This window comes from Roseburia hominis, assembly GCA_040702975.1.
GTDB classification, from domain to species: domain Bacteria; phylum Bacillota; class Clostridia; order Lachnospirales; family Lachnospiraceae; genus Allocoprococcus; species Allocoprococcus hominis_A.
On record CP159990.1, the window covers coordinates 919,683 to 946,349 of the forward strand.

Sequence of the window (26,667 nt, forward strand, 5' to 3'; positions counted from 1 at the left end):
TTTATTATAATAGAATGATAATTTTCTTGCAATATAGTTTGCGTGAATGCAGAGATTTCCTGCGTGGATATTGACTATGTTTTTACTTTCAAAGCAAGCAAGATTCTCTTCTATACCCAAGGGCACCTTAATCCGGATAATTATTTTATAATCCTTGCTATTGTATCGCTGTGGAGATATAATTGGGGAGAGGTGATGAAAATGAAAAAGACACTTTACCATGGCTCTGACCATATTATTGAGAAGCCTGAATATGGGAAGGGTATGCTAAACAATGATTATGGCAGGGGCTTTTATTGTACGGAGAATTTGGAGCTTGCAAAGGAATGGGCTTGTGCAAAGCAAAAGGACGGGTATGCCAACATCTATGAGCTGGACATGGAGGAACTCAGGGTCCTGAACCTGAATGCGCCTGAGTATCACATTCTGAACTGGCTTGCCCTGCTGGCAGAAAACAGGACGTATTGGCAGAACGGAAGTATCGCACGTGAGGCGAAACAGTATATAAAGGAACACTTTTTGATCGACATTTCAGAATATGATATTTTGGTTGGATACCGTGCAGATGATTCGTATTTTTCCTTCGCACAGGATTTTGTGTCAGGCGCCATTTCCCTGCAGAAGCTCTCCGAGGCAATGCGGCTTGGAAAACTGGGAGAGCAGGTTGTTTTAAAAAGCCGTCTTGCATTTGAAAAAATTCATTATATAGGGAACGAGCCGGCTGGTGCCGTGGAGTATTACCAGAGGAAAATGCAGAGGGAAAAAGAGGCAAGGAAGGAGTACCGTAGTACAAAGAAACGTACCAATTATTTGGAAGAATTGTTTATCATTGATATTATGAGGGAGGGGATGCAAAATGATGATCCGCGCCTACGATGAGGATTATGTGGTGTCTGCGCAGCGCATTCTCGGAGATATGATGGATTTTGCCATAAATACGCTGGAATATGACGGGGATACCTTTTTTACGATGTTTCGCATATCCGGTCTGGCGCATCAGTTTGGGAGCGGAAACCCTTCTTATGTGGCAGGAAAGACAGGATGTGAATTGGTAAGGGAGGTGTTACGGGAAAGCGGATTAAAGGAGCCTTTAGTCCCGGACGAGATGTATATAGATAAATCTCCGGAATACTGGAGCGGCTGGGCGCTTGCGTATTACCAGTGGTATACGGGGAAGACATTTGCAAAGATTCACAAGGCAGTTTCAATCGCAATGATTTTGGATATGTACCCGGCGCTGCACGAAGCGGATATTATGAAATTTGTATCAGTCATGGATGAGAAACTGCGGGATTATTATACGGAAACAAATCTGAAGCGGCTGCGTACCGGTATGGGCCTGTCACAGAGGGAACTTGCGCAGCTATCCGGCGTCGCGCAGAGGCAGATACAGCTTTTTGAAGAAAAGCACAGGGATATTAATAAGGCGCAGGCATTCACGCTTTTTAAGCTTGGAAAGGTCCTGCACTGTAATTGTGAAGATTTGTTAGAGATTTAGAAAGGCCGGAAGTGCCGGACGCAGAAAGGAGAGAACGATGGAAAAGGATTTGCGCCGTCTTGTGATCAAGGCGTTTCATATAAAAAATATAGAAGAAGGGGCAGAAAACCGGATATCCCCAAGTGGAACCATGACGATTGACCGGGGCATTCTGGAAGCTATCCTGAAGAAATATCCGCAGATCGATCATGCAGATATCCAGATCATCCGCCCCGGAGACCGGGACAGATACACCAATACCATGATGGATATTATCCCGATTTCCACAAAGGTCCTGGGAAAGCTGGGCGAGGGTATCACACATACTCTGACCGGTGTCTATGTGATTCTGACGGGAGTGGATACGAATGGCAAGCAGACCCATGAATTCGGTTCCTCGGAAGGAATTCTGCGCGATAAGCTCTGTCTGAACCGTGCAGGTACGCCCGGAAATCAGGACTATATCATTTCTTTTGATGTGACACTGAAAGCCGGGATGGGGCAGGAGCGGGAAGGCGTGCTGGCGGCGCATCGGGCGTGCGACGAATTTATACGGATTTTCCGCATGCAGATGAAAAAGTTCCGGGGCGAGGCCTGCACGGAGCGCCACGAATATCACGACGTGGTGCGCCCGGGTAAAAAGCGGGTTCTCATTATCAAGCAGGTGGCTGGCCAGGGAGCGATGTACGACACCTCCCTGTTCGCAAAGGAGCCCTCCGGCACGGAAGGCGGAAGGTCCATCATTGATATGGGAAATATGCCTGTTCTTGTTACGCCAAACGAATATCGGGACGGAATCATCCGTTCCATGCAATAGGAGGGGAAAACTATGGGAATCGGACCATCAACGAAGGAAACATCACTCCATCATTTTCGCGATCCGCTGCTCGACATCGTGTCTGCCGATGAAGAACTCGATTTGATGGGAATTATAATTGTGGGAACCCCGGACGACAACGAAGATAAGCTCCTGGTGGGAGAGCGCGCCGCCGTCTGGGCGGAAGCCATGCGCGCTGACGGCGCCATTATCTCGACAGACGGCTGGGGAAACAGCGACGTGGATTTTGCCAATATGGCAGAACAACTGGAGACGCGCGGTATTTGCGTCACCGGCCTCAAATTCCAGGGAACCGTAGGAAAATTCGTGGTGACCAACGATCACCTGAGCGGTATCCTGGACATCAATAAGAGTGCAGAAGGCGTTGAGACCAACATGCTCGGGGAAAACAGCGTCACCGCTCTGGACGCACGAAAAGCGACCGCCCTTCTTAAATTAAAAATGCGTAACCGGGAAAAGAAGGAATAAATCCCGGCTCTATCGCACAACGTGATTGCGTATGATGGCCCGAATGCTCTCGTTCAGATAAGGCTTCAAGTCCTCGAACGGCATCGGGTCATTTTCCAGTATGGTACTGTAAGAAGTAGAGCTTGCCAGCTCAATGATCAAAAAGAGCATGGTATCCGGAGCGCGGAGCGTGACCTCCGGGTTGTCCAAAAGCAATTTCTGATAAGTCTCGACCACATTGAACGCGGCATCATTTTCGTTATGTGTGATCGCCTGGCGGAAAATGCCCCAGCTCAAATTCTTGGAAATGAATCGAAGGACGGACTTATTTTTTCGCATCTCTTCCAATATGTAATCCACCACGAAAATGATCTTGTCTTCAAATACGGGAATCTGCGCCGCCTGCAGCGCGTTGTAGGCGGAAAAGAACAGTCTGCCGGCAGTTTTTGCGATCAGGCGGTCCCGCACCTCGTATTTGTCTGTGAAATAGAGATAGAACGTCCCCTTTGCGACACCGGCATTGTGCGTGATATCGCTGACGGAGGTCTTCTCGATTCCCTGCGTAAGGAATAAATCATAGGCGCTGTGAAACAGCGCATCTAATTTCTGCTGTTTGTTTTCATCAACTTTACTCATAATATTCCGACCTTTTCTATTAGCGTAGTATGTTTCTAGGTAACATTATAAAATTTTAATAACTTCCCGTCAACTTTTTATAAGAAAAATATTGACTAATAGTCATTTTTGGAATATAGTAATTAGCGAAACAAGAAAATGACCAACAGTCATAAAAGAAAAGGGAGGCATTTTGATGATTAAGGTAGGGAAAAAAATCGTAAAATACCGTGTATTCATTCTGATTTTGGGATTCCTGCTTCTGATTCCTTCGGCGCTTGGATATTTCAAGACGAGAGTCAACTATGATATCCTGTATTATCTTCCGGGGGATATCGAGACGATGAAGGGCCAGGATATCCTTATGGAGGATTTTGGAAAAGGTGCATTCGCCATGGAAGTGGTGGAAGGAATGCAGACGAAAGAGATCAGCGACACCCGGAAACTGATCGAGGGCGTAGAAGGCGTTGCAGAAGTGATCTCATATGATAAGCTCACGGACGGAATGATTCCCGCTTCGATTCTTCCGGACGACATCAAGGAGGTATTTAGTAAAGGCGACGCGACGCTGATGGCAGTATTCTTTGACGACACCACATCTGCGGACAGCACGATGAAAGCGATCACCAAGATCCGCAGGATTACAGGAAAGCAGTGTTATTTGAGCAGTATGTCGGCAGTGGTAACGGATATCAAGCAGCTGTCGGAAAAAGAGACCCCTATCTACGTGCTGATCGCGGTGATTCTTTCCTGTATCGTGCTTTCCGTTTTTATGGATTGTTGGGTGCTTCCGATCTTCTTTATGCTGAGTATCGGAATGGCGATCGTTTATAATATGGGAACCAATTACTTCCTGGGAGAGATTTCGTATATCACAAAAGCGCTGAGTGCGGTTCTGCAGCTCGGCGTGACGATGGATTACTCTATTTTCCTGTGGCACAGCTATCAGGAGAACCAGCAGAGGTTCCCGGGACAGAAGGAACGGGCGATGGCTCATGCGATTTCCAATACCTTCTCTTCCGTAGTGGGAAGCTCAGTCACAACGGTCGCAGGTTTTATTGCACTCTGTTTTATGAGCTTTACACTGGGCAGGGATTTGGGAATCGTTATGGCAAAGGGTGTCGTGTTCGGCGTGATCAGTTGTGTTACGATCCTCCCATCCTTCATTCTGATTTTTGATAAAGTAATAGAGAAAACGACGCATCGCTCGATCATGCCGGATATGAAGCGGGTGGCGGACGCAATCACCCGTCATTACCGGATCTTCGTAGTCGTGTTCCTGATCGTTCTGGTTCCGGCATTTGTCGGATACCGCAAGGCCAAGGTCTACTATAATCTGGACGCGACGCTGCCGAAATATCTGGACAGCATTAAGGCAAACGACAAATTGGCGGAAACCTTTGATATGAACGCCACACACATGGTGCTTGCTGATGCCGAGCTGTCCTCAAAGGATGCGAAGGCGATGCTGGGAGAGATGGGAGAGGTCGACGGCGTGAAATTTGCGCTGGGAATCGACAGCCTTCTGGGCTCGGCGATCCCGCGTGACATCGTTCCCGCAGAAATGACGGATGCCCTGAAACAGAACGGCAGGCAGCTCATCTTGGTACAGTCCGAATATAAGGTGGCAACAAATGAGGTCAACAGGCAGTGTGAGAAATTGAATCAGATCATCAAAAAGTATGATTCTTCGGCCATGCTGATCGGCGAGGCTCCCTGTACCAAGGACCTGATCACGATTACGGATAAGGATTTCAAGGTGGTCAGCGCAGTTTCAATCGTGGCGATTTTCCTGATCACTGCCCTGGTATTCCGGTCGGCGACCCTTCCGATCATTTTGGTTTCCGTGATCGAATTTGCGATTTTTATCAACCTGGGAATTCCGTATTACACCGGAACGAAGATGCCGTTTATCGCATCCATTGTTATCGGAACCATTCAGCTTGGCGCTACGGTGGATTACGCGATCCTGATGACGACGCGGTACAAAAAAGAGCGCTGCAAGGGCAAAGAAAAACGTGACGCGATACAAATCGCACTGGCCGTTGCGATTCCGTCCGTCATCGTATCAGCTTTGGGATTCTTCGCGGCGACCTTTGGCGTAGGACTGTATTCTGACATTGATATGATTTCTTCACTTTGTACGCTGATGGCAAGAGGCGCGATCATCAGTATGCTGGTGGTAATCTTTATTCTTCCGTCGATGCTGATGGTATTTGATAAAGTGATCTGTGTTTCAACCAGTGAGATGCATGTGAAGAAGCGTAAAAATAAAGCCGTAACAACACAGTAAGGCAATAGACTCATCACAACAGGAGGTATATGATATGAAAAATAGAGAAGTTCGGGTGCTGCTGGCAATGGCAATGACAACAGCTCTGGTGGTAGGAAGTATTAGTGGAACGACAACCTTTGTCCGCGCAGAGGATCAGAATGCCGCAGTCGTAAAAGAAGTGGCGGATATCAATAGCAGTGAAAACGAGAAGAAAGCTGAGACAAAAGGCGATGCGGTCAAAGATGAAACCGTGTACGTGAAGCTGGATGCATCAGGAAGCACGAAACAGGTCACGGTCTCCGATCAGTTGAAAAATGTGAAAAATCTTTCGGAAATCAAAGATATTTCAGAACTGACGGATATCGAAAATATAAAGGGAGAGGAAGAATTTTTCCAAAAGGACGGCAATCTGGTATGGAGTGGGGCCGGAGCGGATATCTGTTATCAGGGAACGACGAATAAGAAGCTCCCGGTAGGAATCAAGATCACATATGAACTGGACGGAAAAGAAATCTCAGCGGAGGAGCTCGTCGGAAAGAGTGGCCACCTGGTTATTCGATATACGTACCAGAACATGACGGGAGAGGATGGAACAGAGTATACGCCGTTTGCCATGGTTACAGGGCTTTTGCTGGATTCAGAGAAATTTACGAACGTGCATGTGGAGAACGGGAAGATCATTTCGGACGGGGAACGCGAGATCGCAGTAGGAATCGGGATTCCCGGACTTAAGGAAAATCTGAATGTGGCAGATTTGGATATTCCGGAATCCTTCGAGGTGGAAGCAGATGTGACGGATTATGAAGCAGTTCAGGGTGCAACAATCGCAACAAATAGTCTGTTTGGCGATATTTCAACCGATAATTTTGACAGCTTGGATGAACTGGAAGATTCTATGGGAGAACTGGAAAGCGCGGCAAATCAGTTGGTAGATGGCGCGGGCGCATTAAAAGATGGAATCGGTACACTGCTGGCGTCTTCTGATACGTTGATTTCGGGAATTGATCAGCTCGCGTCCGGCGGAAAGCAGCTAGCAGAAGGAAGCAACACGCTTGCAGGAGGCGCAAGTCAGTTAAAGCAGGGAAGCAGTGCGCTGGCATCCGGCACAGAACAGCTTGCAGTAGGTAGTAATACGCTGAATCAAGGGGCTTCGGCTCTGGAAGCCGGTGCTAAGAGCGCGCTTGCGGGAACGACCCAGCTCTACGGTGGGATCGCACAGCTTGACCAGGGCGTGGCAGAGATGCAGTCCCAGGTACAAAGTGGAGTGGAAGCACTGGCGTCCGGTTCTGCAACTCTGGTGGAAGGCGCGACAAAGGTGTCTGCCGGTGCAGGCCAGTTAAGCGAAGGGATTGGGCAGGCGTCCGGCGCCGCGGCGGCACTAAGCCAGGGACTTACCGGAGTGTCTCAGAAGGCGTACCAGCTGGCTGATGCAGTGGAGAGTATACAGCTGCAGAGCCAGGGAAGCGTAGAGGTAACGGTGAATGAAACGATTGCGATAGATAACAGTAGTGCGATAGCCGCACTTCAGAGTATCAGGAGTCAGACGGAGGATGCGGATATTCAGGCACAGATCGATGGCGTGATTGCACAGCTTAGCGGTCAGACGGCTTCCATATCTAAGACAGAAACGGTTCCGGTGACGCAGGAGATGGCAGGCGGAGCCAATACACAGGCAATCGCTGCGGGAATCCGGGAGATGGCAGCGGGACTCGGAGCCGGGGGCCAGCTCGGCGGGGGAGCGGCAGCTCTGACAGCTTCTCTTGAGAATACGATAAGCCCGGCAGCAAAGAGTCTTTACGGAGCATTGAATGAGCAGATTCTTCCCGGCACACAAACTCTCAGTGCCGGAATCGGACAGGTGGCGACGCAGCTAAATGCAGGAACACAGCAGCTTAAGGCCGGTACAGGAATGCTCCTTGGCGGGGAAGATGGAAATGGCGGTGTAAAAGCACTGCAGAGCGGTATGTCTGCTCTTGTGGCCGGAGCGGAAGATCTGCATAGTGGAAGCGCGCAGCTTGGCGGGAAAATGGCAGAAGCAGATGCGGGGGCAAAGACGCTTGCCGCTGGTGCGGCGGAGTTGGCCGGCGGAGCAGCCAGCCTGGCCACGGGAGCCGGTACCTTATCTAACGGACTTGATACACTCCAATCTGGTTCTACGGCATTGGTCGATGGCGTGAAGCAACTTGATGATGGAGCCGCTGAACTGAATGACGGTATGATCAAGTTCAATAAGGACGGAATTCAGAAGCTGGCCACTGCATTCGATGGAGACATCAGTGCCCTTTTGGATAAGGCAAACGATATGCTTGATGCATCGCGCTCTTATAACAACTTCTCGGGAATCGCCGAAGGAATGGATGGAGAAGTGAAATTCATTTTCCTGACGGATAAATAAGTGGGAAGATATGATTAAAAAACACGATAGATGGGGCAGAAGCGGAGAGAGATTCACTTGATTGTCTGAACAGAGGAGGCACGAAAGTGTCTCCTCTAAAACGTACCGGCGGTTAATACCTAAGCTGTATTCCCTGCTCCTCGATCCAGTCTTCCAATTCATCCTGGGAATCGGCGGCCCATTCTTCGTTATTCTCCGCCCGATATTCTTCTTTTAATTCTTCCTGAACTAGTTCTTTTCCATAGTCGCTCATGATAGCCCTCCTTTGCAATGCGTCGGTTCGCGTATTTCCGTCTGGCCTTTTTCTTCCTATTATATAGTATGAATTTGAGAATGCAAGGCTCAGGCGGAAGAAGTGTATATCCCATCTTCCCAGGCAGAGTGTGGGATTTTATCTATGTCCGGAGAAATCTTGTATTTTCAAATTCTAATATATCTGATATAGTAGAAAAGACACGACCGCAGTCATGTCTTTTCTATTTGGTATGTCATTGAGAGGTTTTCCTCGTTGCATTGCAGTTTGTCTATATACAAAGCTGGGGAATGCTCCTACAAAGAGGATGTATATAAAAATTGGAGTTTATCACTGCAGGATCGTTCTTGGGGGAAACAATCGGCAGCGACGTAACTGCAATAACAACCAAAATTGGTCTAGCACTCAATCAAGTTTTGAAAATAACAACCTTTTCAAAAGGAATTGCTATTCTCTGACGCTCAATTAAGTTGGTTACAATATAGCATTTTATCGAAGTGATGTCAAGAAAGTGGGTCAAAATTATTGTACGAAAAAAAATACAAAATTTTTACAAAACCTCTTGAAAAGCCCGTGGTTATCATGTATACTGAAAAAGCTGTGACATGATAGCAATGAAGCGCGAGGTTGCTGCCCGATATGGCAGGTTTTCCGTGGAGCGAATGTCAAGTTAGGAAACTGGCGACAAGTCACTGTACGAAATCATAACGGCCGCTGAGATGCGGTAACAACGTGTGAGTAACTCACGACACACACGGGGAAGTGTACAGTCACCGCTTGTCGTACTGAAGTCAAAAGTACGAAAAGGAGGCGACTTTTTTTATGGCAAGTCAAGTAATGAGAATCACACTTAAGGCATATGATCATCAGCTTGTAGATGCATCTGCCAAGAAAATCATCGAAACTGTTAAGAAAAATGGATCACAGGTGAGTGGACCGGTGCCGCTGCCGACGAAGAAAGAGGTAGTGACCATCTTAAGAGCGGTTCACAAATACAAAGATTCCAGAGAGCAGTTCGAGCAGAGAACTCATAAGAGACTCATCGATATCATCACACCGACCCAGAAGACGGTAGATGCTCTTTCCAGACTGGAGATGCCGGCAGGTGTACACATCGATATCAAGATGAAGAATAAATAAGAAGCATACGGCAACATCTCACGGGCCGATGCATATAGAGTTCGCAAACCGGACGGAGTGAGACGGACGGAAAAGCAGCGGACATGAACAAGAAAACACAGTATTCCTAAAATTTAGGATGAACGCCCAGGCGTTCCGCTGTAAATCACAGGAGGTAATTATAATGAAGAAAGCTATCTTAGCTACCAAAGTCGGAATGACTCAAATCTTCAACGAAGATGGAGTATTGACTCCGGTAACTGTTCTTCAGGCAGGACCTTGTGTAGTAACACAGATCAAGACTGTTGAGAACGATGGTTACAGTGCTGTTCAGGTTGGCTTTGTTGACAAGAAAGAAAGAATCGTCAACGTAGACAAGAACGGCAAGAAAGAGATCGTGCACAGACACGGTGTTACAAAAGCTGAGAAAGGACATTTCGATAAGGCTGGAGTGACAGGCAAGAGATATGTTAGAGAATTCAAGTTCGATAACGCTGATGAGTATCAGTTAGCTCAGGAAATTAAAGCAGACATCTTTGAGGCTGGCGACAAAGTAGACGCAACAGCTATTTCCAAAGGTAAAGGCTTCCAGGGTGCAATCAAGAGACACAACCAGCACAGAGGACCAATGGCTCACGGTTCCAAGTTCCACCGTCATGCAGGTTCCAACGGTGCTGCATCTGATCCGAGTAAGGTATTCAAGGGTAAAAAGATGCCTGGACAGATGGGAGCAAAGAGAATTACAGTTCAGAACCTTGAAGTTGTAAGAGTAGACGCTGAGAACAACCTGATCTTAGTAAAGGGTGCCGTACCGGGACCGAAGAAATCTTTAGTAACAATTAGGGAAACTGTAAAATCTATCTAAGATTTGCACTGGGAAAGGAGGAACACACAGATGGCAAACGTATCTGTTTACAATATCGAAGGCAAAGAAGTTGGCACAATCGAGCTTAGCGACGCTGTATTCGGTGTGGAAGTAAATGAACACCTTGTGCATATGGCAGTTGTGAGCCAGCTTGCAAATAATCGTCAGGGAACACAGAAAGCAAAGACACGTTCCGAAGTTTCCGGCGGCGGAAGAAAACCGTGGAGACAGAAAGGTACCGGTCATGCAAGACAGGGTTCCACAAGAGCACCGCAGTGGACAGGCGGCGGAGTTGTATTCGCACCGACACCGAGAGATTACTCTTTCAAGATGAACAAGAAAGAGAAGAGAGCTGCTCTTAAATCTGCTCTTACATCAAGAGTAGAGGAGAACAAACTGATCGTAGTTGATGAGATCAAGTTTGATGAAATCAAGACAAAGAAATTCCAGGAAGTATTAAACAACCTGTCAGTATCTAAAGCATTAGTTGTATTGGAAGACGGCAACAAGAACGCAGAGATCTCTGCAAGAAACATCGCTGATGTTAAGACCGCTAAGACGAATACAATCAATGTGTATGATATCCTGAAATACAACACAGTGATCGTAACGAAAGCTGCTGTTGCTGCAATCGAGGAGGTGTACGCATAATGGCAAACGTTCAGTATTATGATGTAATCCTTAAACCGGTAGTGACCGAGAAGACTATGGAGCTTATGGCAGACAAGAAATACACATTCCTTGTACACACAGAAGCTACAAAGAACCAGGTAAAAGAAGCTGTTGAAAAGATGTTTCCGGGAACCAAGGTTGCAAGTGTTAACACGATGAACCTTGACGGAAAGAAGAGAAGAGTTCGTGGAACCATGCAGTATGGAAAGACAGCTAAGACGAAGAAAGCGATCGTACAGCTTACAGAAGAGTCTGCTGAGATCGAGATATTCCAGGGACTTTAAGAATAACGAGTATACGGTGCAATTCCGTGAAAACAATAACTAGCAACGAAAGGAGATAGAGTAATGGGAATTAAAACATACCGCCCATATACACCTTCCAGAAGACATATGACTGGCTCTGATTTCTCTGAAATCACCAAGACTACTCCGGAGAAATCCTTAGTAGTATCTCTGAGCAAGACAGCCGGCCGTAACAATCAGGGTAAAATCACTGTAAGACACCGCGGAGGCGGAGTTAAGAGAAAATATAGAATCGTAGATTTCAAACGGAAAAAAGATGGAATTTCCGCAACGGTAATCGGAATCGAGTACGATCCGAACCGTTCAGCAAATATCGCGCTGATCTGCTATGAAGACGGAGAAAAGGCATACATCCTGGCTCCGGCAGGACTGACAGACGGCATGAAGGTAATGAATGGACCGGAAGCTGAGGTAAGAGTAGGAAACTGCCTGCCGCTTTCCTGCATCCCGGTTGGTACACAGGTACACAACATTGAGCTGCATCCTGGAAAAGGCGGACAGATGGTTCGTTCCGCAGGTAACAGCGCACAGTTAATGGCAAAAGAAGGAAAGTACGCAACACTTCGTCTTCCTTCAGGTGAGATGAGAATGGTTCCGATCGAGTGCCGCGCATCTGTTGGTGTTGTCGGAAACGGCGACCACAACCTGATTAACGTAGGTAAAGCAGGACGTAAACGTCACATGGGATTCAGACCGACCGTTCGTGGTTCTGTTATGAACCCGAATGACCATCCGCACGGTGGTGGTGAAGGTAAGACTGGTATCGGACGTCCGGGCCCGAGTACTCCGTGGGGCAAACCGGCACTTGGCCTTAAGACCCGTAAGAAAAATAAACAGTCTAATAAGCTGATCATCAGAAGAAAAGACGGTAGAGGTATCAAATAGAGAATTTTGAAGGAGGTTAGAACCTATGGCTCGTTCACTTAAAAAAGGACCATTCGCAGACGCAAGCCTGCTTAAGAAAGTGGAAGCAATGAACGCATCTGGTGACAAGGGCGTTATCAAGACCTGGTCACGTCGTTCTACGATCTTCCCGATCATGGTTGGACATACAATCGCAGTTCATGACGGAAGAAAACATGTTCCGGTATATGTAACAGAGGATATGGTTGGACACAAGCTCGGAGAGTTTGTAGCTACCAGAACCTACAGAGGACATGGAAAAGACGAAAAGAAATCCAAAGTTAGATAATATTTAACGAAATGAAAGGAGGGTTCATCCATGGCAAAGGGACACAGAAGTCAAATTAAGAGAGAAAGAAATGCAAACAAGGACACCAGACCGAAAGCGACGTTATCTTACGCACGGGTTTCTGTTCAGAAAGCATGTTTTGTTTTGGATGCCATCAGAGGTAAGGATGTACAGACAGCGCTTGGTATTTTAACATACAATCCAAGATACGCTTCAAGTATTATAAAGAAATTATTGGAATCAGCGATCGCTAATGCTGAGAATAACAATGGTATGAATGCCGAGAACCTTTATGTTGAAGAATGCTATGCAAATAAAGGACCGACAATGAAGAGAATCAGACCGCGGGCACAGGGAAGAGCTTACAGAATCGAAAAGAGAATGAGCCACATCACACTTGTGCTGAATGAAAGATAAGGAGGAAGAGTATGGGACAGAAAGTTAATCCTCATGGCTTGAGAGTCGGTATTATTAAAGACTGGGATTCCAGATGGTATGCAGAGAAAGATTTCGCTGACTGCCTTGTGGAAGACCACAAGATCAGAACATTTCTTAAGAAAAAATTATACAGCGCAGGTGTTTCTAAGATCGAGATCGAGAGAGCATCTGACCGCGTTAAGATCATCATCTACACTGCTAAACCGGGCGTTGTGATCGGTAAAGGCGGTTCTGAGATCGAGAAAGTGAAAGCAGAGCTTCAGAAGATGACCGATAAGAAACTTATCGTTGACATCAAAGAAGTTAAGAGACCTGACAAGGACGCTCAGTTAGTAGCTGAAAATATTGCACAGCAGCTTGAGAATCGTATTTCTTTCCGTCGTGCAATGAAGTCCTGCATGTCCAGAACTATGAAAGCAGGAGCACTTGGTGTTAAGACTTCCGTATCCGGACGTCTCGGCGGAGCTGATATGGCTCGTACTGAGTTCTACAGCGAGGGAACTATCCCGCTTCAGACACTGAGAGCAGACATTGACTATGGCTTCGCAGAGGCAGATACCACCTACGGAAAAGTTGGTGTTAAGGTATGGGTATACAAAGGCGAAGTTCTTCCAACAAAGGCTAGTAAGGAAGGGAGCGATAAATAATGTTAATGCCAAAAAGAGTTAAACGTAGAAAACAGTTCCGCGGCTCCATGAAAGGTAAAGCATTAAGAGGAAACAAGATCACCAACGGTGAGTACGGTCTTGTTGCTATGGAACCGTGTTGGATCAAGTCCAACCAGATTGAGGCTGCCCGTATTGCTATGACACGTTATATCAAGCGTGGTGGTAAAGTTTGGATTAAGATTTTCCCGGATAAACCAGTAACTACGAAACCGGCTGAGACTCGTATGGGTTCTGGTAAAGGAACTCTGGAATACTGGGTAGCAGTTGTAAAACCGGGACGCGTTATGTTTGAGCTTGCAGGAGTACCGGAAGAGGTTGCAAGAGAAGCGTTGCGTCTGGCTATGCACAAATTGCCCTGTAAATGTAAAATCGTTTCTCGTGCAGATTTAGAAGGCGGTGATAACAGTGAAAATTAAGACATTCGTAGAAGATTTAAGAGCAAAATCAGTTGCAGAACTGAACGAAGAATTAGTAGCTGCTAAAAAGGAACTCTTCAACCTGAGATTCCAGAACGCAACAAACCAGTTGGATAATACAAGCAGAATTAAAGAAGTTAGAAAGAATATCGCAAGAATTCAGACCGTGATCGCTCAGGCAGAAAGAAACTAGCGAGGTAGTTTCGAGCTTAGTTTTTCGTTGTTCTTTGAGCAAAACAAAAAGAACTTCATTTAGCGACAATGCGATATTGATATCTGGAAAGGAGCAAAACCGTGGAAAGAAACCTGAGAAAAACGAGAGTTGGTAAGGTTGTCAGCAACAAGATGGACAAAACGATCGTAGTTGCTGTAGAGGACCATGTAAAACATCCACTTTACAAGAAGATTGTAAAAAGGACATATAAGTTAAAAGCGCATGACGAGAATAACGAGTGCAGCATCGGCGACAGAGTAAGAGTTATGGAGACCAGACCGCTGTCCAAGGATAAGAGATGGAGACTCGTAGAGATCGTTGAGAAGGTTAAATAGTTTGACTTTAAGAATAGTATAAGGAGGTTTACCTGCATGATACAGCAAGAAAGCAGATTAAAAGTAGCAGACAATACAGGTGCGAAAGAATTACTCTGTATCCGTGTATTAGGCGGTTCTACAAGAAGATATGCAGCTATCGGCGATGTGATTGTTGCCAGCGTTAAAGATGCAACACCAGGCGGCGTTGTTAAAAAAGGCGATGTTGTAAAAGCGGTAGTTGTACGTACTGTAAACAAGACCCGTCGTAAAGATGGTTCCTACATCCGTTTCGACGAAAATGCTGCGGTAATCATCAAAGATGACAAAAACCCAAGAGGAACTCGTATTTTTGGACCTGTAGCCAGAGAACTTCGTGAGAAACAGTTTATGAAAATTGTTTCCCTGGCTCCGGAAGTGCTGTAAGGAGGTTCGAGTATTATGTCAACAATGAAAATCAAAAAGGGTGATACCGTTAAGGTCATCACCGGAAAAGATAAAGACAAAGAGGGCAAGGTAATTGCTGTTAATAAAAAAGACGGTACAGTCCTTGTGGAGAACGTGAACATGAGAACCAAACACGCAAAACCGAGTGCTGGCAATCCGGAAGGCGGAATTATCCACCAGGAAGGCCCGATTGATGCATCTAATGTAATGTACGTTCACAAGGGAAAAGCTACCAGAGTTGGCTTCAAACTTGACGGCGACAAGAAAGTGCGTGTTGCAAAATCAACAGGCGAAGTGATTGATTAGTTCGAGGAAGGAGGTCAAAGGCTTTGAGTAGACTTAAAGAACAGTACCAGAACGAGATCGTAGACGCTATGATCAAAAAGTTCGGTTACAAGAATATTATGGAAGTGCCGAAACTCGACAAAGTTGTAATCAACATGGGTGTTGGCGAAGCAAAAGATAATGCGAAAACTTTAGATTCAGCAATCGCTGATATGGAAAAAATCACCGGACAGAAAGCCGTAGTCACAAGAGCTAAAAAATCTGTGGCTAACTTCAAGATCAGAGAAGGTATGGCAATCGGATGTAAGGTTACCTTAAGAGGTGAGAAGATGTATGAATTCGTTGATCGTCTTATCAACCTTGCACTTCCCCGTGTACGTGACTTCAGAGGTGTAAACCCGAACGCGTTTGACGGAAGAGGTAACTATGCTCTTGGAATTAAAGAGCAGTTGATTTTCCCTGAGATCGAGTACGACAAGATCGATAAGGTAAGAGGAATGGACGTAATCTTCGTAACGACTGCCAGGACAGACGAGGAAGCTCGTGAGTTACTGAAACAGTTCAACATGCCATTCGCAAAGTAAAGGAGGGAAATTCATGGCAAAGACAGCAATGAAAAATAAACAGCAGCGCAAACAGAAATTCTCCACCAGAGAGTACAACCGCTGCAGAATCTGTGGACGTCCACATGCATATTTAAGAAAATATGGAATCTGCCGTGTATGCTTCCGTGAACTGGCATACAAAGGAGAAATTCCGGGCGTAAAGAAGGCAAGTTGGTAAACACCGAACACTTAGCGAGCGCGCAGAGCGCGAGCTTAGTGAGAGGGTTCATCGTGCTGCTTAGTGAAGCCGAGCCGCAGGCGAAAGCTGAACTTAGCAGAGTGATGGGCATATTACCGTCTTAGATAGATTAGAAAAAAGGAGGAAATCCACAATGACTATGAGTGATCCGATTGCAGATATGCTTACAAGAATCCGTAATGCAAATACTGCAAAACATGATACAGTTGATGTTCCGGCATCAAAAATGAAAATCGCTATTGCAGACATCCTTTTAAACGAAGGATACATCGCAAAATACGATATCGTGGAAGAAGGAAACTTTAACACTATCCGTATCGCATTAAAGTACGGTGCAGATAAGAATGAGAAAGTTATTTCCGGACTGAAGAAAATCTCCAAACCGGGTCTTCGTGTTTACGCTGGTAAAGACGAACTGCCGAAGGTACTTGGAGGACTGGGAACAGCAATCCTTTCCACGAACCAGGGCGTAATCACCGATAAAGAAGCAAGAAAACTCGGCGTAGGCGGAGAAGTACTTTGCTTTATATGGTAGGCACTGAACACTTGTTAAGTGCTCACAGCAACTGAAAACAGAGCAGGCTTTAGCACCTGCTCCGAAAATGTAAGTGTAGGAGGTAAACAGGCATGTCACGTATAGGAAGACATCCGGTAGCAATTCCGGCAGGCGTAACTGTTGAGATTGCAGAGAACAACAAAGTGACCGTAACAGGTCCTAAGGGAACTCTTGTAAGAGAACTCCCGGTTGAGATGGAAATCAAAAAAGAAGGCGAAGAAATCGTTGTTACAAGACCGAACGACCTTAAGAGAATGAAATCTCTTCATGGTCTGACAAGAACCCTTATCAACAACATGGTAATCGGTGTGACCGAAGGATACCAGAAGGTTCTTGAAATCAACGGTGTTGGTTACAGAGCAGCTAAATCCGGTAACAAGTTAACATTAAATTTGGGATACTCTCACCCGGTTGAGATGGAAGATCCGGAAGGAATTGAGACAGTTCTTGAAGGACAGAACAAGATCATCGTTAAGGGTATCAGTAAAGAAAAAGTAGGCCAATACGCAGCTGAAATCAGAGACAAGAGAAGACCTGAGCCATACAAGGGCAAGGGTATCAAGTATGCTGATGAAGTGATCAGACGTAAAGTTGGTAAGACTGGTAAAAAATAAGTAAGGAGAGTGTGAACAAATGGTTAGTAAGAAATCAAGAAGCGAAGTTCGTGTAAACAAGCATAAAAAATTACGCAACCGTTTCAGCGGCACTGCTGAGAGACCGCGTCTGGCTGTTTTTAGAAGCAATAATCATATGTATGCTCAAATTATTGACGATACAGTTGGAAATACTCTTGTTTCAGCTTCCACTCTTCAGAAAGATGTGAAAGCAGAACTTGAGAAGACCAACAACGTTGATGCGGCAGCATACCTGGGAACAGTGATTGCGAAAAAGGCAATCGAAAAAGGTATTACTTCTGTTGTCTTTGACAGAGGAGGCTTTATATACCACGGAAAAATCAAAGCATTAGCAGACGCAGCCAGAGAAGCTGGTTTGAATTTCTAGTAAGGAGGCGCACACATGAAACAGGAACGTATTGATGCTAATCAGTTAGAGCTTACCGAAAAAGTAGTATCAATTAAACGTGTTACCAAAGTTGTTAAGGGTGGTCGTAACATGAGATTCACAGCTTTAGTAGTTGTCGGAGATGGAAACGGCCATGTTGGTGCAGGTTTAGGAAAGGCAGCAGAAATTCCGGAAGCGATCCGCAAAGGAAAAGAAGATGCCATGAAGAAACTTATCACAGTAACATTAGATGAAAACGGAAGTATTACACATGATTATGTTGGAAAATTCGGAAGTGCATCTGTACTTCTGAAGAAGGCTCCGGATGGTACCGGTGTGATTGCCGGTGGTCCGGCCCGTGCCGTAATCGAGATGGCAGGTATCAAGAATATCCGTACCAAATCTCTTGGTTCCAACAATAAACAGAACGTAGTACTTGCTACTATCAACGGTTTAAGTGAACTGAAAGCTCCAGAAGACGTAGCTAAACTTCGCGGTAAATCTGTAGAAGAGATTTTAGGCTAAGGAGGAGATTACAGATGGCAAATTTGAAGATCACATTAGTGAAATCCACAATCGGAGCTGTTCCGAAGCATAAAAAAACAGTAGAAGCATTAGGCCTTAAAAAGGTCAATAAGACAGTTGTCCTGCCGGATAACGCTGCAACCAGAGGAATGGTTCAGCAGGTAAGACACCTGGTAAAAGTTGAAGAAGAAGCATAAATCTGATAGATAAGGAGGTGTCACAATGGACTTATCAAATTTAAGACCTGCTGACGGAGCAAAACAGAGCGATAATTTCAGAAGAGGCCGTGGACACGGATCAGGAAATGGAAAGACCGCCGGAAAAGGACATAAAGGTCAGAAAGCTCGTTCAGGAGCAACCAGACCGGGATTTGAAGGTGGCCAGATGCCGCTTTACAGAAGAATTCCGAAGAGAGGATTCACCTGCAGAAACTCTAAAACAATCGTGGGAATCAATGTTAGCGCATTAGAGGCTTTTGATAACGATGCAGTAGTATCTGTAGAGACTTTAGTTGAAGCTGGTATCGTGAAGAACCCGAGAGATGGCGTTAAAATTCTTGGAAATGGAGAGTTAACCAAAAAGCTTACAGTTCAGGCAAATGCGTTCAGCGCAGGTGCAGTAGAAAAGATTGAAGCACTTGGTGGAAAAGCAGAGGTGATTTAATGCTACAAACATTCCGTAAGGCATTTCAGATCGAGGATATACGGAAAAAAATATTGTATACTCTTGCAATGCTGTTTGTAGTGCGCCTTGGATCTCAGTTACCTACTCCAGGCGTAAATCAGTCCTTTATTAAAGACTTTTTTGCAAACCAGTCCGGTGAGACGTTTAACTTTTTTAACGCCTTCACCGGCGGCTCTTTTGAGCAGTTTTCAGTATTTGCACTTAGCATCACTCCGTATATCACATCTTCTATCATTATGCAGCTTCTGACGATCGCGATTCCAAAACTGGAAGAGATGCAGAAGGATGGAGAAGACGGAAGAAAGAAAATTGCTACAATTACACGTTATGTTACTGTACTTTTAGCTTTGATCGAATCTACTGCCATGGCAGTTGGATTTGGACGTCAGGGCCTGTTAGTCAAATTTAATTTTGTAAATGCAGCAATTGTAGTTATGACACTGACAGCCGGTTCCGCATTCCTGATGTGGATTGGCGAACGTATTACCGAAAAAGGAGTAGGAAATGGTATTTCTATAGTCCTGCTCATTAACATTTTGTCTCGTGTACCCAGCGATCTGACCACTCTTTACGAGAAATTCGTGAAAGGGAAAGGACTCGCCAAAGGTGGACTCGCAGCACTTGTGATTTTGGCCATTATTCTGGCGCTTGTGGTATTTACCGTTATTCTTCAGGATGGCGAACGGAGAATTCCGGTTCAGTATTCCCAGAAGATGCAGGGAAGAAGAATGGTTGGCGGACAGTCCAGCAATATTCCTCTTAAGGTGAACACGGCAGGTGTAATTCCGGTAATTTTTGCATCCTCATTGATGCAATTCCCTATCGTCATTGCAAGTTTCCTCGGAAAAGGCGATGGCACGGGAATTGGAAGTGAGATCCTGCGGGGAATGAATTCAGGAAACTGGTGCAATCCGAACCACCTGAAGTATTCGTGGGGACTCATTGTTTACATCATTTTAACAGTGTTCTTTGCATATTTCTATACGAGTATCACGTTTAACCCGCTGGAAATCGCAAACAACATGAAGAAGAGCGGCGGATTTGTTCCGGGTATTCGTCCGGGCAGACCGACAGTCGATTATCTGAATAAGATCCTGAACTACATTATTTTTATCGGAGCGTGTGGTCTTGTAATCGTACAGGTGATTCCATTCTTCTTTAATGGTGTATTCGGAGCAAATGTGTCATTCGGAGGAACATCACTGATCATTATTATCGGTGTAGTATTAGAAACTGTGAAACAAATTGAATCACAGATGCTCGTACGTAATTACACAGGATTTTTAAATAGCAAGGGATCCTCTTCCATGAAGAACAGTTTCCTTGGATTTTAAATCATTTTTAGCTCGTTGTTTTTTATCTCAGATGAATGATAAATAGCAACGGGCTAAATTGACATAAGAATGCAGCAGGCTCCGCTGCGTTTTGTACCGGCTTCTGAACTATTCCGGTAAGGAAAAACGTGGCCTGTGGCTGTATTATAAATGTAAAGGAGGTAGCAAGATGAAAATTATTATGTTGGGCGCACCGGGTGCAGGAAAAGGGACCCAGGCAAAGAAGATTGCCGAGAAGTACGGAATTCCGCATATTTCTACCGGAGACATTTTCCGCGCAAACATCAAGAACGGAACAGAACTTGGTAAGAAAGCGAAAACTTACATGGATCAGGGGCTTCTTGTACCAGATGAGCTGGTGGTAGATCTGGTAGTGGACCGTGTGAATCAGGAAGACTGCGCAAACGGATACGTGCTGGATGGATTTCCGAGAACTATTCCTCAGGCAGAAGCACTTGACAAGGCACTTGCAGCACAGGGACAGAAGATGGACTATGCCATCGATGTTGATGTGCCGGATGAAAATATTGTAAAACGTATGGGCGGACGCCGCGCATGTGTCGGCTGCGGAGCTACATACCATTTGGTATATGCAGCGCCGAAGAAAGAAGGAATCTGTGATACCTGCGGAGCCGAGCTGATCCTGCGCGATGATGATAAGCCGGAAACTGTTCAGAAACGTCTTGGTGTTTATCATGAGCAGACTCAGCCGCTTATCGAGTATTATACAAATGCTGGTATCCTTAAGAGCGTTGACGGAACTGTTGATCTGGAAGATGTATTTAAGGCGATCGTAGAGATTCTGGGAGAGTAATCCATGTCAATCAGCGTAAAGTCAGAACGGGAAATTGAACTTATGACAGAGGCCGGAAGAATTCTGTGGCTTGTACATGAGGAGCTTGAAAAAGCGCTAAGACCAGGAATGACGACACTGGAGATAGACAGATTAGGCGAGGAGGTCATTCGCAGCTACGGCTGCGAACCCTCTTTCCTGAATTATAACGGGTATCCGGCATCTATCTGTGTGTCAGTAAACGAGGAGGTCGTGCACGGAATTCCTTCGAGAAAACGCAGGATCCGGGAGGGCGATATCGTCAGTCTGGATGCGGGAGTTATCTACAAGGGCTATCATTCCGATGCGGCCAGGACGCATGCGGTCGGCGAGATTACGCCGGAGGCAAGGCAGCTCATCGAAGTGACCAGACAGAGCTTTTTTGAAGGAATAAAGTTCGCTAAGGAAGGCAATCATTTATTTGATATCTCTGCTGCGATTGGAAAATATGCGGCTGGTAAAGGGTACGGTGTGGTGCGGGAACTGTGTGGACATGGAATCGGAACCCATCTTCACGAAGATCCGGAGATTCCCAACTATCCTATGCTTCGCAGGGGACCAAAACTAAAGGCGGGGATGACACTGGCTATAGAACCGATGATCAACCTGGGAACGGAAAAGGTCAGGTGGCTCGCGGACGACTGGACCGTTGTTACAGCTGACGGGAAACTATCCGCGCATTACGAAAATACGGTACTTGTTACCAAAGGAGAGCCGGTTCTTTTGACTTTGGGAAGGGGAGCATGATCGTAAATGGAAAGATGGGAAAAAGGCATGCTCGCTAAATCACTGGCAGGGCACGATAAAAACAAGATTTATGTAATTATAGAATTGGACGATACTTATGTATATCTCGCTGACGGAGAAATAAGAACTCTCGCAAACCCTAAAAAGAAAAAGAAGAAACATGTACAACTTATCAGAAAAGTACATGAAATAGATGCGGCAGATGACGTAAGGATCAAACGGATACTGAAAGAATATGCTTTATCGCAAAAACAGAGCAGAGAAATATTGATAAGAAAGAACCGAATGGGAATCAAAATCAGGAAACCAATATGAATGAGGAGGCGTAATATGTCTAAAGCAGATGTAATTGAAATCGAAGGAACCGTAGTAGAAAAACTTCCGAACGCAATGTTTCAGGTAGAGCTGGAAAATGGACATCAGGTCCTGGCTCATATCAGTGGGAAGCTGCGTATGAATTTTATCAAGATCTTACCGGGTGACAAGGTTACACTTGAGTTATCGCCATATGATTTATCAAAAGGCAGAATTATTTGGAGAGATAAATAGAAATAGGTATTGACTTTATTGAATTAATAGTGCTATAATATTAAAGCTGTCCGTGGGTGTATTGCGCCCACTCAGCAAAAGTTGCAATTTGTTTGCCGCTTATGCGGCAGGGAGCAAGGTAGGAAAGGAGGATTTGACGTGAAAGTTAGGTCATCAGTAAAACCGATTTGCGAAAAGTGCAAAGTTATCAAGAGAAAAGGAAGCGTCAGAATTATCTGCGAAAATCCGAAGCATAAACAGCGTCAGGGCTAGGCATTGAACACTTAGTGAATGCAAGCTGAAAGCGCAGCATGAATTTAGTGAGAAAGCCGTTCTTGAATCTTAGCGACGATGAGCCAATAGGCGACAGAGGAGCTTAGATGAAAGAACATGGATGACTTGTACGAAGTTTATTATTTAATTAGGCGGCTGATAGTAGGAAACGCAAGGGTGTGTGTAGAGCGCTTGCTACTATTTCAAATATACAGGGAAGCACCCCACCTGCCGAGAGCTAAAGTGGTGGTTTCAAGTATATTGCGGTAAATACCGGCGGTCATTAACCGAAAGCTCGGTTGCCGGAAAGGGCGTGCATACCGACACGCCTGGGCTGGGATATCGGACAAAGAAGATCCGGTAGGGCGCTTTCGATAACTTTTGCTGCCCGCAGCCTCAGTTTAGGACAATATGCGAAAGCCAAGAAATGCGCAGATTGAAAAAATGACAGCAGGCAAGCTTGCTTGCATGATGGCATTTTTTGCAAGATGCATAGGGCGCAGCCCGACATCGAGATGTAGCGAAGCGGAATCGAGATGGCATTTCGTCCCTCTTGAACAAAGTAGCCAAAACACAATCGAGACGAGCGAAGCAAAGTCGAGATTATAGATTTAAAGAGGACCAAGGCCCATTCGCAGCTGGCAAAGAAGTGCTCTGACAAGCACTTCAAAGTGCAGGAACCAAGATCAAAGAAAATGGAGGAAATCACAAATGGCTCGTATTGCAGGTGTAGACTTACCAAGAGACAAACGTGTAGAGATCGGTCTGACTTATATCTACGGAATTGGTAGAACAAGCTCCAACCGTATTCTCGCAGAAGCAGGAGTTAATCCTGATACCCGCTGCCGTGATCTGACTGACGACGAAGTTAAGAAGATCAGTGCAGTAATCGATGAGACTCAGATGGTAGAAGGTGATCTTAGAAGAGAGATCGCTCTCAACATCAAGAGACTTCAGGAAATCGGATGCTACAGAGGAATCCGTCATAGGAAAGGACTTCCGGTTCGTGGTCAGAAGACCAAGACAAACGCAAGAACCAGAAAAGGTCCGAAGAGAACTGTTGCTAACAAGAAGAAATAGTCAGGCGAAGACCAGCTAAGTGAACGACTGAAGTTAGCTATTTCTTTGTTCACCGCACAGGGGGCGGGGAACTACCTTAAAAGTGAAACCGTATAACAATTAATATAGGAAAGTGTAGGTTAGTTTTATTATGGCTAAGAAAGTTACAAAAAAAGTGACAAAAAAACGTGTCAAGAAAAACGTTGAACGCGGACAGGCACATATCCAGTCATCTTTCAATAACACTATCGTTACTCTGACAGATGCACAGGGAAATGCTTTATCATGGGCAAGTGCCGGCGGTCTGGGATTTAGAGGTTCAAGGAAATCTACTCCGTACGCTGCACAGATGGCAGCAGAGACAGCAGCAAAGGCAGCATTAGTTCATGGTCTTAAGACAGTAGACGTATTCGTAAAAGGACCTGGTTCAGGAAGAGAAGCAGCAATCCGTGCACTTCAGGCTTGCGGTATTGATGTAACAAGCATCAGAGACGTAACCCCGGTACCGCACAACGGATGCCGCCCGCCGAAGAGAAGAAGAGTCTAGTCGAATAATTGTCGAATTATAATAGGAGGATAAGAGCATGGCAGTAAATAGAGTTCCGGTTCTGAAAAGATGCCGTTCTTTAGGAATGGACCCGGTATATTTAGGAATTGATAAGAAGTCTAACAGACAGTTGAAGAGAAGCAACCGTAAAATGAGCGAGTATGCTCTCCAGTTACGTGAGAAACAGAAAGCTAAATTCATCTATGGCGTTCTTGAAAAACCGTTCAGAAACTATTTTGAGAAAGCACAGCAGATGAAAGGGATGACAGGTGCGAACCTGATGATCCTTCTGGAGTCCAGACTTGACAACGTTGTATTCCGTCTCGGATTTGCAAGAACCAGACGTGAGGCTCGTCAGATCGTTGACCACAAGCATGTACTTGTAAACGGAAAACAGGTAAACATTCCGTCTTATCTGCTGAAAGCCGGCGATGTAGTTGAGATCAAAGAGGATAAGAAGAGTTCCCCAAGATATAAAGAGATCGTAGAGGTTACCGGTGGACGTATGGTTCCGGATTGGCTGGAAGTTGACGCTGAGAACCTGAAAGGAACCGTAAAAGAGCTTCCGCTTCGCGAAGCGATTGACGTTCCGGTAGACGAGATGTTAATCGTCGAGTTGTATTCTAAATAATAATTAGTACACTGGCTCACAGATGGTATAGTCTGTGAGTCGGGATACTTCAACCCCTCAACATTTTAAAACCCATAAGGAGGGACTAAAATAGTGTTTGATTTTAATAAGCCAAATATTGAGATTACAGAGATTTCTGAAGATAAGAAATATGGAAGATTCGTAGTAGAGCCTCTGGAAAGAGGATACGGTACAACGCTTGGCAACTCTTTGAGAAGAATCATGCTTTCATCCCTGCCTGGTGCTGCAATCAGCCAGATTAAGATTGAAGGGGTACTGCATGAATTCAGCTCGATTCCGGGTGTAAAAGAAGATGTAACGGAAATCGTTATGAATCTGAAGTCCCTTGCAATCAAAAATACTTCCGAGACCGATGAGCCGAAGAGAGCTTATATTGAGTTTGAGGGAGAAGGTGTTGTGACCGGCGCCGATATCCAGGTGGATTCCGATATCGAGATCATGAACCCGGAGACGGTTATTGCGACACTTAACGGCGGAACAGACAGCAAACTTTACATGGAACTGACGATTACAAAGGGCAGAGGCTATGTAGGCGCTGATAAGAATAAGACAGAGGATATGCCGATCGGTGTGATTCCGATTGATTCTATCTACACACCGGTAGAGCGTGTCAACCTGACAGTAGAGAATACCCGTGTGGGTCAGATTACCGATTATGATAAACTGACTCTTGATGTATGGACAAACGGAACTCTTCAGCCGGATGAGTCTGTAAGCCTTGCGGCTAAAGTTCTTAATGAGCATTTGAAACTTTTTATCGACCTTTCTGAAGTAGCGCAGGCTGCAGAGGTCATGATCGAGAAAGAAGACGATGAGAAAGAGAAAGTTCTTGAGATGAGCATTGATGAGCTGGAGCTTTCTGTTCGTTCTTACAATTGCCTTAAGAGAGCTGGAATCAATACCGTAGAAGAACTTACAAACAGAACTCCGGAAGATATGATGAAGGTCCGCAACCTCGGACGCAAGTCATTAGAAGAGGTTCTGGCAAAATTAAAAGAGCTCGGTCTGGAACTAAGCCAGGGCGAGGAGTAAAGCGACGAGTCCTGGCACCGCGGAACAAGCTGCTAATGTTTGTTCCGACACCGCAATTATCAGGGCGAAGAATAACCTTGTAACTATCTGGCTAGTAAGCCCGATGAAGCATAACCAGATGGCATAGTGCGATAAGTCCGATGAGCGCGTATTATGTCCCGAATAATGGAGGATTAGAACAATGGCAAAATATAGAAAGCTTGGCAGAACAGCCAGCCAGAGAAAAGCATTATTAAGAAACCAGGTAACGATGTTACTTCAGCATGGAAAGATCAGAACTACCGAAGCTAAGGCTAAAGAGATCCGCAAGATCGCTGAAGGCCTGATCGCTATGGCAGTCAGAGAAAAAGACAACTATGAAGAAGTGACCATTAAGGCTAAGGTTGCAAGAAAAGACAAAGACGGCAAGAGAGTGAAAGAAGTAGTAGACGGCAAGAAAGTGACCGTATACGACGAAGTTGAGAAAAAGATTAAGAAAGACAATCCGTCAAGACTTCATGCAAGACGCCAGATGCTGAAAGTTCTTTACCCGGTAAAGGAAGTTCCATCTGCAGCGGCAGGAAAGAAGAAAAATACAAAGGAAGTTGATCTGGTAGAGAAAATCTTTACTGAGATTGCTCCGAAGTATGTAGACCGCAAGGGCGGCTATACCAGAATTATCAAAATTGGCCAGCGTAAAGGTGACGCTGCTATGGAAGTTCTGATTGAACTTGTTTAATTAAAATGTAATATAGCTCCGCATCTCTGAGTCGAACGAGATGCGGAGTTTTTGCTACCAATTACATGAAGATTTGCCAGACAAACGCTTAAAGGGGCGTATTTGGCAATAAATCCTGTATAGAGGCGCGGAGGAAATC

The 26,667-nt window shown here is 45.4% G+C and carries 40 protein-coding genes; 38 read left to right on the plus strand and 2 right to left on the minus strand.

Features of this window, described 5'->3' with window-relative positions:
* Window positions 1–201 precede the first annotated feature (201 nt).
* From ABXS75_04170 to ABXS75_04185, 4 genes are read left to right on the plus strand one after another with little or no spacing between them, the layout of a single operon-like run.
* On the plus strand, window positions 202–879 hold the full coding sequence (locus tag ABXS75_04170) for a DUF3990 domain-containing protein (GenBank protein ID XCP86009.1): 678 nt from the start codon (window positions 202–204) through the stop codon (window positions 877–879).
* Entirely contained in the window at window positions 857–1,498 is a 642-nt protein-coding gene (locus tag ABXS75_04175) for a helix-turn-helix transcriptional regulator (GenBank protein XCP86010.1), read from the plus strand. Before ABXS75_04170 ends, ABXS75_04175 begins: the two co-directional genes overlap by 23 nt.
* A 37-nt stretch (window positions 1,499–1,535) precedes the next feature.
* Window positions 1,536–2,294 carry a proline reductase cluster protein PrdD gene (gene prdD / locus ABXS75_04180; protein ID XCP86011.1) on the plus strand — a complete coding sequence of 253 codons (759 nt, stop codon included), beginning with the start codon at window positions 1,536–1,538 and terminating at the stop codon, window positions 2,292–2,294.
* Between the two features lie 12 nt (window positions 2,295–2,306).
* On the plus strand, window positions 2,307–2,783 hold the full coding sequence (locus tag ABXS75_04185) for a glycine/sarcosine/betaine reductase component B subunit (GenBank protein ID XCP86012.1): 477 nt from the start codon (window positions 2,307–2,309) through the stop codon (window positions 2,781–2,783).
* Window positions 2,784–2,792: 9 nt separating this feature from the next.
* Here the strand turns inward: ABXS75_04185 and ABXS75_04190 are convergent, their stop codons facing one another.
* Window positions 2,793–3,398 (minus strand): TetR/AcrR family transcriptional regulator, encoded by a 606-nt coding sequence (locus ABXS75_04190; GenBank protein ID XCP86013.1) that lies wholly within the window; start codon window positions 3,396–3,398, stop codon window positions 2,793–2,795.
* 175 nt (window positions 3,399–3,573) lie between these two features.
* Between ABXS75_04190 and ABXS75_04195 the strand changes: the two genes are divergently transcribed.
* Window positions 3,574–5,670: an MMPL family transporter gene (locus ABXS75_04195; GenBank protein ID XCP86014.1), complete on the plus strand. Its 2,097-nt coding sequence runs from the start codon at window positions 3,574–3,576 to the stop codon at window positions 5,668–5,670.
* Window positions 5,671–5,704: 34 nt separating this feature from the next.
* Window positions 5,705–8,047 (plus strand): hypothetical protein, encoded by a 2,343-nt coding sequence (locus ABXS75_04200; GenBank protein XCP86015.1) that lies wholly within the window; start codon window positions 5,705–5,707, stop codon window positions 8,045–8,047.
* A gap of 112 nt (window positions 8,048–8,159) precedes the next feature.
* Here ABXS75_04200 and ABXS75_04205 read toward each other — a convergent pair whose 3' ends face one another.
* On the minus strand, window positions 8,160–8,300 hold the full coding sequence (locus ABXS75_04205) for a hypothetical protein (protein ID XCP86016.1): 141 nt from the start codon (window positions 8,298–8,300) through the stop codon (window positions 8,160–8,162).
* Between the two features lie 822 nt (window positions 8,301–9,122).
* On the opposite strand from ABXS75_04205, the gene rpsJ reads away from it, so the two are divergent.
* From rpsJ to ABXS75_04365, 32 genes are all read left to right on the plus strand, one after another.
* Window positions 9,123–9,440: a 30S ribosomal protein S10 gene (gene rpsJ / locus ABXS75_04210; protein XCP86017.1), complete on the plus strand. Its 318-nt coding sequence runs from the start codon at window positions 9,123–9,125 to the stop codon at window positions 9,438–9,440.
* 163 nt (window positions 9,441–9,603) lie between these two features.
* On the plus strand, window positions 9,604–10,284 hold the full coding sequence (gene rplC, locus ABXS75_04215) for a 50S ribosomal protein L3 (GenBank protein ID XCP86018.1): 681 nt from the start codon (window positions 9,604–9,606) through the stop codon (window positions 10,282–10,284).
* A gap of 30 nt (window positions 10,285–10,314) precedes the next feature.
* Complete coding sequence (rplD, locus tag ABXS75_04220; GenBank protein XCP86019.1) at window positions 10,315–10,935, plus strand: 50S ribosomal protein L4; 621 nt, start codon at window positions 10,315–10,317, stop codon at window positions 10,933–10,935.
* A complete protein-coding gene (gene rplW, locus ABXS75_04225; protein ID XCP86020.1) occupies window positions 10,935–11,240 on the plus strand; it encodes a 50S ribosomal protein L23 in 306 nt (101 codons plus the stop codon). Before rplD ends, rplW begins: the two co-directional genes overlap by 1 nt.
* A gap of 63 nt (window positions 11,241–11,303) precedes the next feature.
* The gene (rplB, locus tag ABXS75_04230; GenBank protein XCP86021.1) at window positions 11,304–12,146 is read left to right on the plus strand and encodes a 50S ribosomal protein L2; all 843 of its coding nucleotides are present in this window, start codon (window positions 11,304–11,306) and stop codon (window positions 12,144–12,146) included.
* 25 nt (window positions 12,147–12,171) lie between these two features.
* Window positions 12,172–12,453: a 30S ribosomal protein S19 gene (gene rpsS, locus ABXS75_04235; protein XCP86022.1), complete on the plus strand. Its 282-nt coding sequence runs from the start codon at window positions 12,172–12,174 to the stop codon at window positions 12,451–12,453.
* A 30-nt stretch (window positions 12,454–12,483) separates the two neighbouring features.
* The gene (gene rplV / locus ABXS75_04240; protein XCP86023.1) at window positions 12,484–12,870 is read left to right on the plus strand and encodes a 50S ribosomal protein L22; all 387 of its coding nucleotides are present in this window, start codon (window positions 12,484–12,486) and stop codon (window positions 12,868–12,870) included.
* Window positions 12,871–12,881: 11 nt separating this feature from the next.
* A complete protein-coding gene (gene rpsC / locus ABXS75_04245; GenBank protein XCP86024.1) occupies window positions 12,882–13,538 on the plus strand; it encodes a 30S ribosomal protein S3 in 657 nt (218 codons plus the stop codon).
* Window positions 13,538–13,975 (plus strand): 50S ribosomal protein L16, encoded by a 438-nt coding sequence (rplP, locus tag ABXS75_04250; protein ID XCP86025.1) that lies wholly within the window; start codon window positions 13,538–13,540, stop codon window positions 13,973–13,975. Before rpsC ends, rplP begins: the two co-directional genes overlap by 1 nt.
* Window positions 13,965–14,168, plus strand: coding sequence for a 50S ribosomal protein L29 (rpmC, locus tag ABXS75_04255; GenBank protein ID XCP86026.1), 204 nt, complete (start codon window positions 13,965–13,967; stop codon window positions 14,166–14,168). Before rplP ends, rpmC begins: the two co-directional genes overlap by 11 nt.
* 101 nt (window positions 14,169–14,269) lie before the next feature.
* Window positions 14,270–14,524 carry a 30S ribosomal protein S17 gene (gene rpsQ, locus ABXS75_04260; protein ID XCP86027.1) on the plus strand — a complete coding sequence of 85 codons (255 nt, stop codon included), beginning with the start codon at window positions 14,270–14,272 and terminating at the stop codon, window positions 14,522–14,524.
* Window positions 14,525–14,560: 36 nt separating this feature from the next.
* On the plus strand, window positions 14,561–14,929 hold the full coding sequence (gene rplN / locus ABXS75_04265) for a 50S ribosomal protein L14 (protein XCP86028.1): 369 nt from the start codon (window positions 14,561–14,563) through the stop codon (window positions 14,927–14,929).
* A gap of 15 nt (window positions 14,930–14,944) precedes the next feature.
* Window positions 14,945–15,256, plus strand: coding sequence for a 50S ribosomal protein L24 (rplX, locus tag ABXS75_04270; protein ID XCP86029.1), 312 nt, complete (start codon window positions 14,945–14,947; stop codon window positions 15,254–15,256).
* A gap of 23 nt (window positions 15,257–15,279) precedes the next feature.
* Window positions 15,280–15,819, plus strand: coding sequence for a 50S ribosomal protein L5 (gene rplE, locus ABXS75_04275; protein XCP86030.1), 540 nt, complete (start codon window positions 15,280–15,282; stop codon window positions 15,817–15,819).
* 13 nt (window positions 15,820–15,832) lie between these two features.
* Complete coding sequence (locus tag ABXS75_04280; protein ID XCP86031.1) at window positions 15,833–16,018, plus strand: type Z 30S ribosomal protein S14; 186 nt, start codon at window positions 15,833–15,835, stop codon at window positions 16,016–16,018.
* A 154-nt stretch (window positions 16,019–16,172) separates the two neighbouring features.
* On the plus strand, window positions 16,173–16,574 hold the full coding sequence (rpsH, locus tag ABXS75_04285) for a 30S ribosomal protein S8 (protein ID XCP86032.1): 402 nt from the start codon (window positions 16,173–16,175) through the stop codon (window positions 16,572–16,574).
* Between the two features lie 92 nt (window positions 16,575–16,666).
* A complete protein-coding gene (gene rplF / locus ABXS75_04290; GenBank protein ID XCP86033.1) occupies window positions 16,667–17,209 on the plus strand; it encodes a 50S ribosomal protein L6 in 543 nt (180 codons plus the stop codon).
* 19 nt (window positions 17,210–17,228) lie between these two features.
* Window positions 17,229–17,597, plus strand: coding sequence for a 50S ribosomal protein L18 (gene rplR, locus ABXS75_04295; protein ID XCP86034.1), 369 nt, complete (start codon window positions 17,229–17,231; stop codon window positions 17,595–17,597).
* Between the two features lie 15 nt (window positions 17,598–17,612).
* Complete coding sequence (rpsE, locus tag ABXS75_04300; protein XCP86035.1) at window positions 17,613–18,122, plus strand: 30S ribosomal protein S5; 510 nt, start codon at window positions 17,613–17,615, stop codon at window positions 18,120–18,122.
* Between the two features lie 14 nt (window positions 18,123–18,136).
* Window positions 18,137–18,319: a 50S ribosomal protein L30 gene (gene rpmD / locus ABXS75_04305; GenBank protein ID XCP86036.1), complete on the plus strand. Its 183-nt coding sequence runs from the start codon at window positions 18,137–18,139 to the stop codon at window positions 18,317–18,319.
* A 25-nt stretch (window positions 18,320–18,344) separates the two neighbouring features.
* Window positions 18,345–18,785: a 50S ribosomal protein L15 gene (gene rplO / locus ABXS75_04310; protein XCP86037.1), complete on the plus strand. Its 441-nt coding sequence runs from the start codon at window positions 18,345–18,347 to the stop codon at window positions 18,783–18,785.
* Complete coding sequence (secY, locus tag ABXS75_04315; protein ID XCP86038.1) at window positions 18,785–20,140, plus strand: preprotein translocase subunit SecY; 1,356 nt, start codon at window positions 18,785–18,787, stop codon at window positions 20,138–20,140. Before rplO ends, secY begins: the two co-directional genes overlap by 1 nt.
* Before the next feature lie 169 nt (window positions 20,141–20,309).
* Window positions 20,310–20,954, plus strand: a complete 645-nt coding sequence (locus tag ABXS75_04320; GenBank protein XCP86039.1) for an adenylate kinase — start codon at window positions 20,310–20,312, stop codon at window positions 20,952–20,954.
* 3 nt (window positions 20,955–20,957) lie between these two features.
* Window positions 20,958–21,719, plus strand: a complete 762-nt coding sequence (map, locus tag ABXS75_04325) for a type I methionyl aminopeptidase (protein ID XCP86040.1) — start codon at window positions 20,958–20,960, stop codon at window positions 21,717–21,719.
* 6 nt (window positions 21,720–21,725) lie between these two features.
* On the plus strand, window positions 21,726–22,034 hold the full coding sequence (locus ABXS75_04330) for a KOW domain-containing RNA-binding protein (protein XCP86041.1): 309 nt from the start codon (window positions 21,726–21,728) through the stop codon (window positions 22,032–22,034).
* A 15-nt stretch (window positions 22,035–22,049) separates the two neighbouring features.
* Window positions 22,050–22,268 (plus strand): translation initiation factor IF-1, encoded by a 219-nt coding sequence (gene infA / locus ABXS75_04335; GenBank protein ID XCP86042.1) that lies wholly within the window; start codon window positions 22,050–22,052, stop codon window positions 22,266–22,268.
* Window positions 22,269–22,406: 138 nt separating this feature from the next.
* Window positions 22,407–22,520 (plus strand): 50S ribosomal protein L36, encoded by a 114-nt coding sequence (rpmJ, locus tag ABXS75_04340; protein ID XCP86043.1) that lies wholly within the window; start codon window positions 22,407–22,409, stop codon window positions 22,518–22,520.
* A gap of 711 nt (window positions 22,521–23,231) precedes the next feature.
* On the plus strand, window positions 23,232–23,600 hold the full coding sequence (gene rpsM / locus ABXS75_04345; protein ID XCP86044.1) for a 30S ribosomal protein S13: 369 nt from the start codon (window positions 23,232–23,234) through the stop codon (window positions 23,598–23,600).
* 130 nt (window positions 23,601–23,730) lie between these two features.
* Window positions 23,731–24,126 (plus strand): 30S ribosomal protein S11, encoded by a 396-nt coding sequence (gene rpsK / locus ABXS75_04350; protein ID XCP86045.1) that lies wholly within the window; start codon window positions 23,731–23,733, stop codon window positions 24,124–24,126.
* A 37-nt stretch (window positions 24,127–24,163) separates the two neighbouring features.
* A complete protein-coding gene (rpsD, locus tag ABXS75_04355; GenBank protein ID XCP86046.1) occupies window positions 24,164–24,757 on the plus strand; it encodes a 30S ribosomal protein S4 in 594 nt (197 codons plus the stop codon).
* A gap of 93 nt (window positions 24,758–24,850) precedes the next feature.
* Window positions 24,851–25,810: a DNA-directed RNA polymerase subunit alpha gene (locus tag ABXS75_04360; GenBank protein ID XCP86047.1), complete on the plus strand. Its 960-nt coding sequence runs from the start codon at window positions 24,851–24,853 to the stop codon at window positions 25,808–25,810.
* Between the two features lie 181 nt (window positions 25,811–25,991).
* Window positions 25,992–26,528 (plus strand): L17 family ribosomal protein, encoded by a 537-nt coding sequence (locus ABXS75_04365; GenBank protein XCP86048.1) that lies wholly within the window; start codon window positions 25,992–25,994, stop codon window positions 26,526–26,528.
* Window positions 26,529–26,667 lie beyond the last annotated feature (139 nt).